This window comes from Pseudoxanthomonas sp. Root630 (assembly GCF_001427585.1).
In the GTDB taxonomy this organism is placed as follows: domain Bacteria; phylum Pseudomonadota; class Gammaproteobacteria; order Xanthomonadales; family Xanthomonadaceae; genus Pseudoxanthomonas_A.
Window position 1 is genome coordinate 112,067 of the sequence record NZ_LMGY01000019.1, and the last position, 13,267, is coordinate 125,333.

A 13,267-nucleotide genomic window follows, 5' to 3' on the forward strand; every position below is an offset into this window, starting at 1 on the left:
GGCGTCAGGATCATCGGGTGGGCTGATGACCCTGACGGGCCGGGAGGACGGATGTGACCGCTGGCCTGCGCCCGCGCAGTCAGCCGCCCGTGGCGGGCTGGATGCGGATGCGCTCTTCCTCGGGCGCCTCGACCGCGGGGGCGGGCGGGGCGGGTTGTTCCTGCGGCACCGGGACCGGCGCGGCAGGCGGCGGTACCGGGCGCCGCATCCACATGATGACGGCGGCCAGGGCGATCAACGCCAGCAGGATCAGGCGGATGCGCCAGGCCCAGGAACGCTGCGGCGTGGCCGCGGGGTCCTGGTCGCTGCGGAACGTCAGCGTCGGGCCGTAGCCCGGGCGCGTGGTTTCCATCAGGCCGGCCTCGCGCAACAGTTCGCGCGCGCGCGGCTGGTCCTCGGCATGGCGTACCCACACGGCGGGCTGGAGCTGCGCCTTGACCGGTTCGGTATAGCTGAACTGTCCGCCCCGCTTGCTGTGGTAGGAGCGGCCGTTGCTGATCAGGACAGGAATTCCCGCCTCGGTCAGCAGCTTGGCGACGCCCTCGACGGTCTCGATGCGCTGGCTGGAGAAGACTTGCCGCATGCGTGAGCCCTCAGTCCTTCGCCGGCACGGCCGAGGCCGCTTCGGCGTCCGGCACCACGCGGATCAGGCCTTCCTGCGCGGTGCTGGCGACCAGCCGGCCCTGGCGGTCGAAGATCTGCCCGCGCGCCAGTCCGCGCGAACTGCTCGCGCTCGGGCTGTCGATCGAATACAGCAGCCAGTCGTCCGCGCGGAACGGCCGGTGGAACCACAGCGCATGGTCCAGCGAGGCCATCTGCACGTTCGGCTGGTAGTAGCTGATGCCGTGCGGATAGGTGGCCGTGCCGAGCAACTGGAAATCGGACGCGTAGGCGAGCAGGGCGCGGTGCAGTTCGGGCGAATCGCCGACCGGCTCGCTCAAGCGGAACCAGACCTGCTGGAACGGCGGGCGCTTGGGCGGATTCAACTCGTCGCGAGGGTAGACGTGGCGGAACTCGAACGGGCCGCGTCGCGACAGCCAGCGCTGCACTTTCGGCGGCAGCGTGGCCATGACCTCCGCAGGCACCGGCGGTGCGGGCGGGATGTCTTCCGGTTGCGGCACTTCCGGCATCGACAGCTGGTGCTCGGCGCCTTCCTCTTCGGCCTGGAAGGAGGCCGCGCAGAAGAAGATCACGCGGCCGTGCTGGATCGCCGTGACCCGGCGCACCGAGAAGCTGCCGCCGTCGCGCGTGCGGTCCACTTCGTAGACGATCGGTGCTTCGATGTTGCCGGCGCGGAGGAAGTAGGCGTGCAGCGAATGCGCGCGGCGTTCGTCGGCATCGCCCCCCACCGTGGCCTGCGCGGCCGACAGCGCCTGGCCCAGCACCTGGCCGCCGAACACGTACTTGGTGCCGATGTCGCGGCTCTGGCCGCGGAACAGGTTGTCTTCCAGCCGCTCCAGCGACAGCAGTTCGATCAGCTCGGAGACGACGGGTTCGGGTGCGGGCACGGCAGGGCCTGGAGTCTTGGCGAGCGGCGATTATACCGGCCGCCCGTGCGCGGCCCGTCAGGGCACCAGCCGCTCCAGCGGGGTCGTGCGCAGCACCGCGTCCCACGGGAACAGCGGGCCCGGGTCCATCTTGCGCGGCACCAGGACGCTCGGATCGTCGCTGGCGGGCTCGCGCGTGGTGTCGAGGTCCTCGTGGCCGGCGATGTAGCGCAGCGCCGGCAGTTCGTGCCGCAGGTGCGCGAGCAGCGCCGACAGTGCCTCGATCTGCGCATCGGTGTAAGGCTCGTCCATCGACTGGCTGCCGACGGCGAGCCAGTCGGGATAGCGACCGGTGTTCACCAGCTCGATCCCCACCGAGCGTGGGTTGTAGCCACGCACGTGGTGGGCGACGCGTGGCGGGCGCACGTAGAGGTACACGGTGCCGTCGCGATCGATGTAGTAGTGGCCGCTGTTGCCGGTGCCGGAGGCATGCAGGATGCGCTCGCCGTACTCGCGCGCCAGCGCCATGTCCGGCAGCTCGGTGCAGTGGATGACGACCAGGTCGATCTGCTCCAGCGGCCGGGCTTCCAGCTTGGCCTCGTAGGGCAGCAGGTCGATGACGGGGGTGAAGGGCAGGTCAGTGCGCATGCTTCGATGCTAGCAGGCGGGGCGGGGAACGGGCTGGACACGGGCCGCTCCGGTAAACTGGCGGTCTTTCCCGTCGCGCGGGTTTCCCATGCCGCTCAATCCCGAATCCCCGCTGGCCAAGCTCATGGCCACCCTGCCGCGTGCCGGCAAGGTGGAATGGATCGGCCTGCGGCCGGCCCGCGATGAGGTCATGGTGTCTACCGGCGCCGTCGAGGCCGTCACCGGCGGCGGTCTGGTCGGTGACCGCTACAAGGGCGGCAGCGGCAAGCGCGGCATCACCCTGATCCAGGCCGAGCACCTGCCGGCCATCGCCGCGCTCGCGCAGCACCCCGACCTGGCGCCTTCGCTGTTGCGCCGTAACGTGGTCGTGTCCGGCATTCCGCTGATCGCGCTGAAGGAGCGCCGCTTCCGCATCGGCAGTGCGGTGTTCGAGGGTACGGAAGAGTGCGACCCGTGCTCGCGGATGGAAGATGCGCTCGGCCCCGGCGGCTACAACGCGATGCGCGGCCATGGCGGTCTATGCGCGCGGATCGTCGAAGGTGGCACGTTCCGCATCGGCGATCCGGTGGAGGCGCTGTGATGCGCGGCCACTGCATCCTGTCGCACGGGTTCGAAAGCGGCCCGGACGCCACCAAGGTCACCGCGCTCGCCGACGTGGCCGAGCGCCTGGGCTGGACCCACGAACGCCCCGACTACACCGATCTCGACGCTCGGCGCGACGTCAGTTCGCTGGGCGATGTGGTCGCGCGGCTGGACCGCTTGCGTACGCTGGCGCAGGCCGCCGCAGCGCGCGGCCCGGTCGTACTGGCCGGTTCCAGCCTGGGCGCCTATATCGCAGGCCGCATCTCGCTGGAGGTGCCGGTGCGCGGCCTGTTCCTGATGGCACCGCCGATCACCATGGGTCCGCTGCCGCTGCTGGATGCCGCGCCGGTACCTGTTTCGGTCATTCATGGCTGGGACGACGAACTGATTCCCGCGCAGGCCGTGACCGACTGGGTGCATGCGCGTCGCGCGCGCCTGCTGCTGGTCAACGATGGGCATCGCTTGTCCGACCATGTCGTCGCTTCGGCGGAGGCATTCGGGCAGTTGCTCGCGGATCTTTGACGTCGTCATCCCGGCGCAGGCCGGGACCCAGCGTCGTCGATCGCTCCGGCCAAAGTCACTGGGCCCCGGCCTGCGCCGGGGTGACGTCCACTACCGAGATTGCACTTTGAAATTCTTCGTCTCCTGCGCCAAGGGCCTGGAATACCTGCTTGCCGACGAGCTGCTCGCGCTCGGCGTGCCCAAGGCCACCGCCACCATCGCCGGCGTGAATGCCGACGGGGAGCCGGTGGACGCGCAGCGCGCCGTGCTGTGGTCGCGCCTCGCCAGCCGCGTGCTGTGGCCGATCGATGAATTCGAGTGCCTGAACGAGCAGGCGCTGTACGACGGCGTGATGGCGATCGCGTGGGAAACGCACACGCGGTCGGAACTCACCCTGGCGGTGGATGCACACGTGTCCGGCGAGGCGATCACCCATGCACGCTATGCCGCGCAGCGCGTGAAGGATGCCGTGGTCGACCGCCTGCGCCAGCAGGGCCTGGAGCGGCCGTCGGTGGACGTCGAACAGCCGGACCTGCGCATCAACCTGTCGCTGCGCAGGAACCGCGCGACGATATCGATCGACCTGGGCGGCGGCCCGATGCACCGCCGCGGCTGGCGCCAGGCGCAGAACGAGGCGCCGTTGAAGGAGAACCTGGCGGCCGCCGTGCTGATGCGTGGCGGCTGGCCGGCGCTGTACCACGAAGGTGGCGCGTTGCTCGACCCGATGTGCGGCAGCGGCACGCTGCTGATCGAAGGCGCGCTGATGGCGGCCGACGTTGCGCCTGGCATGCAGCGGCACGGTCCGGCGCTGCCCACGCGCTGGCTTGGCTTCGATGTCGATGCATGGCGCACGCTGTTCGCCGACGCCGTGCAGCGCGAAACGGAAGGCCGCAAGGCGCTGAAGCCGGTGTTCTTCGGCAGCGACGTCGACCTGGGTGCGATCCGCGCCGCCCGCGACAACGCGGTGCTCGCCGGCCTCGCGGGCCAGTTGCAGTTCGAGACGCACGATGTGGCGCAGTTGCCCACGCGTGAGGAACCGCGCGGACTGGTGGTCTGCAATCCGCCCTACGATGAACGCCTCGCCGCCGATGCCGATCTGTACCGCGCGCTGGGCGATGCGCTGCAGCGCGCCGTGCCGCAATGGCGCGCCAGCCTGCTGTGCGGCAATGCCGAGCTCGGCTACGCCACCGGCTTGCGTGCCGCCAAGAAGTACCAGCTGTTCAACGGCGCCATCGAGTGCGCGTTGATCGTCTGCGATCCGGTCGCCGCGCCCGCCCGCGAACCGCGCGAGGCCAAGCCGCTGTCGGACGGTGCGCAGATGGTGGCCAACCGCCTGCGCAAGAACCTCAAGAAGTTCAAGGGCTGGCGCACGCGCGAGGGCATCACCTGCTATCGCGCCTACGACGCCGACCTGCCCGAATACGCGGCGGCTATCGACGTCTACGTGGAAGAGGGCGGACAGGCCCGCACCTTCCTGCACGTGCAGGAATACGCCGCGCCGGCCGCCATTCCCGAGCACGACGTGCGTCGCCGTTTCAGCGAACTGCTGGCGGCCACCCGCGAGGTCTTCGGCGTGCCGCAGGAGCAGATCGCGGTGAAGGCGCGCGAGCGTGGCAAGGGCGGGTCCAAGTACGGACGCATGCAGCAGCGCGATGAATTCATCGTCGTGCGCGAGTCGGGCGCGTTGCTGCGGGCCAACCTGTTCGACTATCTCGACACCGGCCTGTTCCTCGATCATCGGCCGCTGCGTCGCCGGATGGCGCAGGAAGCGCGCGGAAAGCGCTTCCTCAATCTGTTCTGCTACACCGGCGTGGCCAGCGTGCAGGCCGCAGTGGCGGGTGCGGCGAGTACGACCAGCGTGGACCTGTCGGCGACCTACCTGCAGTGGTGCGCGGATAATCTTGCCGAAAACGGGCTGGGCGGCGCGAAGCATCGCCTCGTGCAGGCCGACGCCTTGCGCTGGCTCGAGGCCGAGCAGGCCGAGTACGACCTGGTCTTCTGCGATCCGCCGACGTTCTCCAACTCCGCGCGCGCCGACGACTTCGACGTGCAGAAGGAGCATGTGCGACTGTTGCGCGCCGCCGTCGCGCGGCTGGCGCCGGGCGGGGTGCTGTACTTCAGCAACAACTTCCGCCGGTTCAAGCTGGACGAGAACGCGGTGGCGGAATTCGCGCGCTGCGAGGACATCAGCGCCGGCACGATTCCGCCGGACTTCGAACGCAACGCCCGCATCCACCGCGCGTGGCGGCTGATGCGGGCGTAGCGCAGGGCGTCAGCCGACGATCAGGACGAAGTCGCCGCGCTGCGAGGCCATCGACAGCGCCAGCGTGCTGCCGGTGGCCGCGAGATCGGCGGCCGACAGGCGCGTGGAGGGCGGCTGCGCGCGGTAGGTCGCATCGTCGGGCAGCGTGTCGCGCACGACATAGCCCATCAGCACGTTGACCAGTTCGCCCAATGCATCGAGCGCGAGTTCGTCGTCGCACTGTTCGGGCGCCAGCGAGAGCAGGGCGCACGCCATCGCGTGCATGGTGGCGCGGCTGCAGCCCACGCCGACCAGCAACGATTCGGAGGCGGCGGCGATGCGCACATGGGCGGTGAACTCGCAGGCATCGAGTGCGGCGTCGTCGGCGATGCCGGCGGCCTGGCACTGGCTGCCCACCAGGCGCGGGAACAGGCGGTTGCAGACGCGGATCGCGCTGGTGACCGCGTCGGCCAGGGTATGGCCGGCGATGCCGAGCGCCAGCGCGTGGTTGGCTTCGTCCAGATCGCGGCGGTGCGCGACCAGTTCGGCTTCCAGTTGCTCGGTCGTCAGCACGCCCTGGTTGACCAGGATCTGGCCGAACAGGGTGCGGCCCTGCTTCTGCGCGGCCAGCAGCACGTCGAGCTGCACGTTGCTCAGCCAGCCCATCTCCAGCGCGATGTCGCCGAAGCGGCGGTCTTCCGCGCGCTGCCGTTCATTGATGCGGCGCGCCTGCGTCGCGTCCAGCATGCCGTGCTGCGTGGCGAGTTCGCCGAGCAGGGGATTGGACGCGCGCTGCGCGTCGAGTGCGGCAAGGAGCTGCCCCGAGGTGATGGTGCCGCGTTCCAGCAGGAACTGGCCCAGGAATTTCGCTGCCATGGTGGGTCGTCTCGTACGTAAAGTGGAAGGACGTGCGTGCCGGTCAGGCGACCGCTTCGTGCAGCACGCGATCCATCACTTCCGGATCGATGGGCTTCTGCAGGTAGGACTTCGCGCCCAGCTTCAGGCATTCCTCGATGTCGCTCTGCGCGCCGAGCGAGCTGAGGATCACCACGCGCGCATCCGGGTCCTGCGCCAGGATCCGGCCCAGCGCCTGCTTGCCATCGCATTCGGGCATCACCAGGTCCATCAGGACCACGTCGGGCTTCAGTGCCTGGTACTGGCTGACGGCTTCAAGCCCGTTGCCGGCCTCGCCCACCACATGGAAGCCGCAATCGTCGAGCTGGCGGGCCGCCAGCATGCGCAGCGCGCGCGAATCATCGCAAAGCAGAACCGTCGGACGTGACGTCATTTCAAGATCCCCCTGTGGATCGTGTTGGCCGCGCGCGGATGCGACGCGGGTCGACATGTAGGCCGTATCGGCCGATCCGGGGAGTTCTTGAGCGAGGGGGCGTCAGCGTGCGCCGCCGGTCGCCAGGGCTTCCTCGATGCTGCTGAATGCCGAATGGGCGCCGGCGCCCGAACCGCCGGCATCCGTCGCGAAGTACGCCACGCCGGTGCCGCCGCGCGGGTCCAGCCACAGGCCCGAGAGCAGGCCATAGGCGTCGCCGGAGTGGCCTACGCGGGCGACGCCGTCGCCGAAGGGATCATCGCCGCAGCCCTGCACCGGCGTCGCCAGCGTCTGCACCGCGAGGCCGTACCGGCAGAAGAACGCCTTGGCCGTGCCGGTGTCTTCCTCGTGGGTGATGCCGTTGTGGCCGTCGAAGGTCCATTGCGGTGTCGTCAACGTGGCGACCGACGCCGGCGACAGCAGGCGCACGCCGTCGAGCTCGCCGTTGTTCAACAGCAGGCGGCCGATCTTCGCCAGTCCGTTGGCGGAGATGCGCAGACCGCCCTGCGGTGAGAACAGGGCGCCGTTTTCACCGGCTTTCCAACGGGCGAGGTCGCAATCGCCGCCTTCGGCCGTAACGACCGGGCATGCCGGTTTCCCCACGCGGTTGTCGTCGCGGACCACCTGCCGGTCGCGGTACAGCACCACGGCGCGCGTGGCGGTCGCGTCGTCGCAGGTCGCCCAGTTGAAGCAGGCATCGAGCTTCAATGGCTCCATCACCAGGCGCTGCATCAGCCGGTCGAAGCGCTCGCCGGTGACGCGCTCCATCGCCATCCCCACCAGCGGGAAATTGAGGTTGGTGTAGCGGAAGTGCGTGCCGGGCGCGTGCGCGTCGTCCCAGGCCTTGGGGTCGTCGAGGATCGTCTTCAGCGGCTCGCCCAGCGGCGTGGCGTAGTAGCCGGCGGCGTCGGTCAGGCTGGAGCGGTGCGAGAGCAGCAGGCGCAGCGTGATCGGCGTGTCCGGGTAGCGCGGATGGCGCAAGGTCCAGCCGAGATAACGGGACACATCGGCATCGAGGTCGAGCGCGCCGGCTTCGACCAGTCGCATCACCCCGATGGCCGTGACGAGCTTGGAAATGGAGGCGACGCGCACCGGATCGTCGGCGGTGACCTTGCGCTCCGCGGCGAGGTCGGCGAACCCCTCGGTGCGGCTCGTGACGATGCCGTCGCGGTCGAAGGCGACGCGCACCTGCGCGACGGGTTCGCTTGCGGATGCGATCGCCGCGAAGGCGAAGCAGGGCAACAGGGCCAGGATGCGGATACGACGGAAGGACATGCGCCAGCGCCTCGCGGGGACCGGCACCGACTTTACTTCATCGTCGGCATCACGAACTCGGCGGCATGCGTCTCGGGCCAGCGGGCGGTGATGGTCTTCAGTCGCGTGTAGAAGCGCACGCCATCCGGGCCGTGCACATGCAGGGGGCCGAAGATCGAGCGCTTCCAGCCGCCGAAGCTGTGGAACGCCATCGGCACGGGGATCGGTACGTTGATGCCGACCATGCCGGCCTGCACGCGGTGGGCGAATTCGCGCGCCGCGCCGCCGTCGCGGGTGAACACGGCGGTGCCGTTGCCGTATTCGTGCTCGTTGACCAAGCGCAGCGCCGCGTCGAGGTCGGGTACGCGCATCACGCACAGCACCGGCCCGAAGATTTCCTCACGGTAGATCGTCATCTCCGGCGTGACGCGGTCGAACAGGCAGCCACCGAGGAAGAAGCCCTCCGCGTGCCCATCGACGATATGGCCGCGGCCATCGACGACCAGGCTCGCGCCTTCCGCAACGCCGGCATCGACATAGCCGCGCACCTTGTCGCGGTGCGCGCCGGTGACCAATGGACCCATTTCCGGATCCAGGCAGCCGGGTCCGATCTTCAGCGCTGCGACCTTCGGGGCCAGTGTCGCCACCAGCGCATCTGCGGTGGCGTCGCCCACGCAGACGGCGACGGAGATCGCCATGCAGCGCTCGCCGGCCGAGCCGTAGCCGGCACCGAGCAGCGCGGAGACGGCGCCATCGAGATCCGCATCGGGCAGCACGACCATGTGGTTCTTCGCGCCGCCCAGGGCCTGTACGCGCTTGCCGTTGGCGCTGCCGCGCGCATAGATGTATTCGGCGATCGGCGTGGAGCCGACGAAGCTCAGCGCCTGCACGCGCGGCTCGTCGAGCAGCGCGTCCACCGCGGCCTTGTCGCCGTGCACGACATTGAACACGCCATCCGGCAGACCGGCTTTCTTCAACAGGTCGGCCATGAACAGCGCCGCGGACGGATCGCGCTCCGAGGGTTTCAGCACGAAGGTGTTGCCGCAGGCCAGCGCCACCGGGAACATCCACAGCGGCACCATCGCGGGGAAATTGAACGGCGTGATGCCGGCGACGACGCCCAGCGGCGCGTATTCGCTCCACGAATCGACGTCGCGCCCGACATTCATCGAGTGCTCGCCCTTGAGCAGGTGCGGGATGCCGCACGCGAATTCCACCACTTCCAGCCCGCGCGTCACTTCGCCGCGCGCGTCGGACAGCACCTTGCCGTGCTCGGAGGTGATGATCTTCGCCAGGTCGCCGGCCTGCGTCTCCAGCAGTTCCTTGAAGCGGAACATGACCCGCGCGCGGTTCAGCGGCGTCGTTGCGGCCCAGGCAGGAAAAGCGGCGGCGGCCGCGTCCACCGCCTGCTTCACGTCATCGGCCGAGGCCAGCGGTACGCGCGCGGTGACGGTGCCGGTGGCAGGGTCATATACATCACCGAAACGGACGCCGGTGCCGGCGGCCGTGTGTCCGTTGATGAAGTGGGAAATCGCTTCGGCCATGACGGACTACCTGGTGGAGTCCCTCGCCCCGCGTGCGGGGAGAGGGTGCCCGGAGGGCGGGTGAGGGGCGACGGCGCTCGTGTCTTCAAACTTGATGCGTTGTTGCGAGTGTTCTGCTTTCCGGACCTTCCCTCAGTCGGCTACCACTGAGGCAATGACTGCTCCGGCGTGCCCCTCATCCGCCTTCGGCACCTTCTCCCCGCAGGCGGGGAGAAGGGAGAAGCAAGATCAGGCCAGCGCCTCGCGCGCCGGCACGTAGGTGTAGCCCAGGTCGTCGGCGACCGCCTTGTAGGTGATCTTGCCGGCATGCACGTTGAGGCCGTTGAGCAGGTGCTCGTCGTCCAGCAGTGCCTGCTTCGCGCCCTTGTTCGCCAGTTGCACCGCGAAGGGCAGGGTGGCGTTGGTCAGCGCGAAGGTGGACGTGCGGGCGACACCGCCCGGCATGTTCGCCACGCAGTAGTGGATGATGCCGTCGACTTCGTACGTCGGGTTCTGGTGGGTGGTGGCCTTCGAGGTCTCGAAGCACCCGCCCTGGTCGATCGCCACGTCCACGAGCACGGAGCCCGGGCGCATCAGCTTCAACTGGTCGCGTGCGACCAGCTTGGGTGCGGCCGCACCGGGGATCAGCACCGCGCCGATCACCAGGTCGGTGTCGGGCAGGCGTTCCTCGATGGCGTCGCGGGTCGAGTAGATCGTGGTCAGCTGGTGGCCGTACAACTCGTCCAGGTACTTCAGGCGGTCGAGCGAACGGTCGAGGATGGTGACGTGCGCGTTCATGCCCATCGCCATGCGCGCGGCGTTGATGCCGACCACGCCGCCGCCGATCACCAGCACTTCGGCCGGCTTCACGCCGGGCACGCCGCCGAGCAATACGCCGGAACCGCCCTGTGCCTTCTCGAGCGCGTGCGCACCGGCCTGGATCGACATGCGGCCGGCCACTTCCGACATCGGCGCCAGCAGCGGCAGGCCGCCCTTGCGGTCGGTGACGGTTTCGTACGCGATGCAGGTGGCGCCGGAGGCGACCAGCGCCTTGGTCTGCTCCGGATCGGGCGCGAGGTGCAGGTAGGTGTAGAGCACCTGGCCGGGGCGCAGCATGGCGCACTCGTTCGGCTGCGGTTCCTTCACCTTGATGATCATGTCGGCGCGGGCGAAGATCTCCGCCGCCGTGTCGACGATCTCCGCGCCGGCCTTGACGTACTGCTCGTCGGTCAGGCCGATGGCCTTGCCGCCGTCGCGCTGGACGATGACCTGGTGGCCATTCGAGACCAGCTCGCGCGCACCGGACGGCGTAAGGCCGATGCGGTATTCGTGGTTCTTTATTTCCTTGGGGACGCCAATCAGCATGTTGCTCTCCAGTAGCGGGAAGGGGCTTCGCGCGCGGGGGAGCGCTGGGGCCGTTGGTCCGTAATTTTACGCGGTTGCCCGTATGGTGTCCGCCAGGACATTCACGATCCGGTCGATGTGGTCCTTCTCCACGATCAGTGGCGGCGACAGGGCGATCACGTCGCCGGTCACCCGGGTCAGCAGGTGGCCTTCATGGAAGGCGCGGGCGAAGACGTCGTAGGCCCGGGTGCCGGGCGCACCCGCGCGCGGCGCGAGTTCGATGGCGCCGACCAGGCCGAAGTTGCGGATGTCGATGACGTTCGGCAGATCCTTCAGCGAGTGCAGCGCTTCCTGCCAGTAGTCCCCCAGACTGAGCGCCTTGTCGAACAGGTTTTCCTCTTCGTAGGTATCCAGCGTGGCGAGTGCGGCGGCGCAGGCCAGCGGATGGCCGGAGTAGGTGTAGCCATGGAACATGTCGATGGCGTTGTCCGGCCCGCTCATGAAGGCATCGAACAGGCGCTCGGAGACGAACGTGGCGCCCATCGGCACGCAGCCGTTGGTGATGCCCTTTGCCGCCGTAATCATGTCCGGGGTGACGCCGAAGCGCTGCGCACCGAAGGCATGGCCGACGCGACCGAAGCCGGTGATGACCTCGTCGAAGATCAGCAGGATGCCGTGCTTGTCGCAGATCTCGCGCAGCCGCTGCAGGTAGCCCTGCGGCGGAATGACCACGCCGGCCGAACCGGAGATCGGTTCGACGATGACGGCGGCGATGGTGGAGGCGTCGTACAGCGCGATCTGTCGTTCCAGGTCCTCGGCCAGTTCGATGCCGTGCGGCGGCAGGCCCTTCGAGAACGCATTGCGCGACACATCCAGCGTGTGGCGGATATGCGAGACCGCGGGCAGGCCAGGGCCGAACCACTTGCGGTTGTTCGGCAGGCCGCCCACCGACATGCCGCCGAAGCCGACGCCGTGGTAGCCCTTCTCGCGGCCGATGAAGCGCGTGCGCTGGCCTTCGCCGCGCACGCGGTGGTAGGCCAGCGCGATCTTCAGCGCGCTGTCCACGGCTTCCGAGCCGGAGTTGCTGAAGAACACCTTGTTGAGGTCGCCCGGCGCCAGCGCGGCCAGGCGCTCGGCCAGCTTGAACGGCAGCGGCGAGCTCATCGAGAAGTTGGGCGCGAAGTCGAGCGTGCCGATCTGCTGCTTCACCGCCTCGACGATGCGCGGCCGCGCATGGCCGGCGTTGCAGCACCACAGGCCGGCGGTGGCATCCAGCACCTCGTTGCCGTCGACGTCCTTGTAGTACATGCCCGACGCGCTGGCGAGCAGGCGCGGCTTGGCCTTGAACTGCTTGTTGGCCGTGAACGGCATCCAGAAGTTGTCCAGCGAGCCCGGCGCTTCCAGGTTCTGGCGCGCGTAATGGTCGGCCAGGGCGGAGGAGGGGGTGTCGTCAGCGCTCATCGCGGCTCCAGGGCAAGGACTGGGCGCAGCTTAGCGCGTTGAAAAAACTTTACAACCGTGCCATGAGTCGGGCCGGCCTTTTGCAGGACAGGCTTTAGCTCCGAGGCTTTCGCAGCCAAAGGTCGGGGCTGAAGCCCCTCCTGCAGCCGCGGGGGCGGTGCTTCCCAAGCGGGCCGTTATGCGGTGTAAAGTATCCCGCAACACTTTCCGCTTTCCTGCCAGGGTGGTGATGGACATCGGCGCGCGCCTGCAACTGGTCCGCAAATCCAAAAGCCTCAGCCAGCGCGAGCTGGCCAAGCGCGTGGGCGTCACCAACAGCACCATCTCGCTGATCGAGCAGAACAAGGTCAGCCCGTCGGTCAGTTCGCTGAAGAAGGTGCTGGACGGCATTCCGATCTCGTTGGCCGATTTCTTCACCCTGGATCTGGAAAAAGGCTTGCCCGACAGCCCGTTCTACGGGGCCGGCGACCTGCCGGACGTGGGCAGCAACGGCATCCACTACTTCCTCCTGGGCCAGCATCGCCCGCAGCGGCAGATGTGCATCCTGCGCGAAGTGATGCCGCCCGGCAGCGATACCGGCGACAGCATGCTGGCGCACGACGGCGAGGAGGGCGGCGTGGTGATCACCGGCGAAGTGGAGGTCACCGTCGGCGAGCAGGTCCGCGTGCTGAAGGCCGGCGAAGGCTACTACTTCGAAAGCCGTACGCCACACCGCTTCCGCAATGTCGGCGACGTGGATGCGGTGATCGTCAGCGCGAACACGCCGGCGACGTTCTAAACGATTCGAACCCCTCTCCCGTCGGGAGAGGGCTTGGGGTGAGGGTGCGGCGAAGCCAGCGCAAGTCAGGCATCCCGGACCCCACCGCACCCTCATCCGGCGCTACGCGCCACCTTCTCC

At 68.6% G+C, this 13,267-nt stretch carries 13 protein-coding genes; 4 read left to right on the forward strand and 9 right to left on the reverse strand.

What is annotated here, in order from left to right:
* Positions 1 to 79 precede the first annotated feature (79 nt).
* The 3 genes from ASD72_RS18320 to ASD72_RS18330 are packed head-to-tail and all read right to left on the reverse strand — an operon-like array spanning position 80 to position 2,135.
* Positions 80 to 583, reverse strand: coding sequence for a DUF2007 domain-containing protein (locus ASD72_RS18320; RefSeq protein ID WP_056881408.1), 504 nt, complete (start codon positions 581 to 583; stop codon positions 80 to 82).
* 10 nt (positions 584 to 593) lie between these two features.
* On the reverse strand, positions 594 to 1,508 hold the full coding sequence (gene tesB / locus ASD72_RS18325) for an acyl-CoA thioesterase II (RefSeq protein WP_056881409.1): 915 nt from the start codon (positions 1,506 to 1,508) through the stop codon (positions 594 to 596).
* 57 nt (positions 1,509 to 1,565) lie between these two features.
* Positions 1,566 to 2,135, reverse strand: a complete 570-nt coding sequence (locus ASD72_RS18330; protein ID WP_056881410.1) for an N-acetylmuramoyl-L-alanine amidase — start codon at positions 2,133 to 2,135, stop codon at positions 1,566 to 1,568.
* An 88-nt stretch (positions 2,136 to 2,223) separates the two neighbouring features.
* On the opposite strand from ASD72_RS18330, the gene ASD72_RS18335 reads away from it, so the two are divergent.
* The 3 genes from ASD72_RS18335 to rlmKL all read left to right on the forward strand — a co-directional run bounded on the left by ASD72_RS18335 (position 2,224) and on the right by rlmKL (position 5,481).
* Entirely contained in the window at positions 2,224 to 2,715 is a 492-nt protein-coding gene (locus tag ASD72_RS18335) for an MOSC domain-containing protein (protein ID WP_056881411.1), read from the forward strand.
* Positions 2,712 to 3,239 (forward strand): alpha/beta fold hydrolase, encoded by a 528-nt coding sequence (locus tag ASD72_RS18340; RefSeq protein ID WP_056881412.1) that lies wholly within the window; start codon positions 2,712 to 2,714, stop codon positions 3,237 to 3,239. The genes ASD72_RS18335 and ASD72_RS18340 overlap by 4 nt, the downstream gene beginning before the upstream one ends.
* Positions 3,240 to 3,345: 106 nt before the next feature.
* Positions 3,346 to 5,481: a bifunctional 23S rRNA (guanine(2069)-N(7))-methyltransferase RlmK/23S rRNA (guanine(2445)-N(2))-methyltransferase RlmL gene (rlmKL, locus tag ASD72_RS18345; RefSeq protein ID WP_056881413.1), complete on the forward strand. Its 2,136-nt coding sequence runs from the start codon at positions 3,346 to 3,348 to the stop codon at positions 5,479 to 5,481.
* Positions 5,482 to 5,490: 9 nt separating this feature from the next.
* Here the strand turns inward: rlmKL and ASD72_RS18350 are convergent, their stop codons facing one another.
* From ASD72_RS18350 to ASD72_RS18375, 6 genes are all read right to left on the reverse strand, one after another.
* Positions 5,491 to 6,336, reverse strand: coding sequence for a hypothetical protein (locus tag ASD72_RS18350; RefSeq protein ID WP_056881414.1), 846 nt, complete (start codon positions 6,334 to 6,336; stop codon positions 5,491 to 5,493).
* Positions 6,337 to 6,379: 43 nt separating this feature from the next.
* On the reverse strand, positions 6,380 to 6,748 hold the full coding sequence (locus ASD72_RS18355; RefSeq protein WP_056881415.1) for a response regulator: 369 nt from the start codon (positions 6,746 to 6,748) through the stop codon (positions 6,380 to 6,382).
* 102 nt (positions 6,749 to 6,850) lie between these two features.
* Positions 6,851 to 8,062 carry a serine hydrolase domain-containing protein gene (locus ASD72_RS18360; RefSeq protein WP_056881416.1) on the reverse strand — a complete coding sequence of 404 codons (1,212 nt, stop codon included), beginning with the start codon at positions 8,060 to 8,062 and terminating at the stop codon, positions 6,851 to 6,853.
* A gap of 32 nt (positions 8,063 to 8,094) precedes the next feature.
* Complete coding sequence (locus ASD72_RS18365; protein ID WP_056881417.1) at positions 8,095 to 9,585, reverse strand: CoA-acylating methylmalonate-semialdehyde dehydrogenase; 1,491 nt, start codon at positions 9,583 to 9,585, stop codon at positions 8,095 to 8,097.
* A gap of 228 nt (positions 9,586 to 9,813) precedes the next feature.
* Positions 9,814 to 10,929, reverse strand: coding sequence for an alanine dehydrogenase (ald, locus tag ASD72_RS18370; RefSeq protein WP_056881418.1), 1,116 nt, complete (start codon positions 10,927 to 10,929; stop codon positions 9,814 to 9,816).
* 66 nt (positions 10,930 to 10,995) lie between these two features.
* Positions 10,996 to 12,369 (reverse strand): aspartate aminotransferase family protein, encoded by a 1,374-nt coding sequence (locus ASD72_RS18375; RefSeq protein WP_056881419.1) that lies wholly within the window; start codon positions 12,367 to 12,369, stop codon positions 10,996 to 10,998.
* A 229-nt stretch (positions 12,370 to 12,598) separates the two neighbouring features.
* On the opposite strand from ASD72_RS18375, the gene ASD72_RS18380 reads away from it, so the two are divergent.
* Positions 12,599 to 13,147 carry a cupin domain-containing protein gene (locus ASD72_RS18380; protein WP_056881420.1) on the forward strand — a complete coding sequence of 183 codons (549 nt, stop codon included), beginning with the start codon at positions 12,599 to 12,601 and terminating at the stop codon, positions 13,145 to 13,147.
* Positions 13,148 to 13,267: the final 120 nt, after the last annotated feature.

Excerpts from the sequence above, each read along its gene's own strand:
- ASD72_RS18320 (WP_056881408.1), bottom strand. The coding sequence starts at position 583 with ATGCGGCAAGTCTTCTCCAGCCAGCGCATCGAGACCGTCGAGGGCGTC.
- ASD72_RS18330 (WP_056881410.1), bottom strand. The coding sequence starts at position 2,135 with ATGCGCACTGACCTGCCCTTCACCCCCGTCATCGACCTGCTGCCCTAC.
- ASD72_RS18335 (WP_056881411.1), top strand. The coding sequence starts at position 2,224 with ATGCCGCTCAATCCCGAATCCCCGCTGGCCAAGCTCATGGCCACCCTG.
- ASD72_RS18350 (WP_056881414.1), bottom strand. The coding sequence starts at position 6,336 with ATGGCAGCGAAATTCCTGGGCCAGTTCCTGCTGGAACGCGGCACCATC.
- ASD72_RS18355 (WP_056881415.1), bottom strand. The coding sequence starts at position 6,748 with ATGACGTCACGTCCGACGGTTCTGCTTTGCGATGATTCGCGCGCGCTG.
- ASD72_RS18360 (WP_056881416.1), bottom strand. The coding sequence starts at position 8,062 with ATGTCCTTCCGTCGTATCCGCATCCTGGCCCTGTTGCCCTGCTTCGCC.
- ASD72_RS18365 (WP_056881417.1), bottom strand. The coding sequence starts at position 9,585 with ATGGCCGAAGCGATTTCCCACTTCATCAACGGACACACGGCCGCCGGC.
- ald (WP_056881418.1), bottom strand. The coding sequence starts at position 10,929 with ATGCTGATTGGCGTCCCCAAGGAAATAAAGAACCACGAATACCGCATC.
- ASD72_RS18375 (WP_056881419.1), bottom strand. The coding sequence starts at position 12,369 with ATGAGCGCTGACGACACCCCCTCCTCCGCCCTGGCCGACCATTACGCG.
- ASD72_RS18380 (WP_056881420.1), top strand. The coding sequence starts at position 12,599 with ATGGACATCGGCGCGCGCCTGCAACTGGTCCGCAAATCCAAAAGCCTC.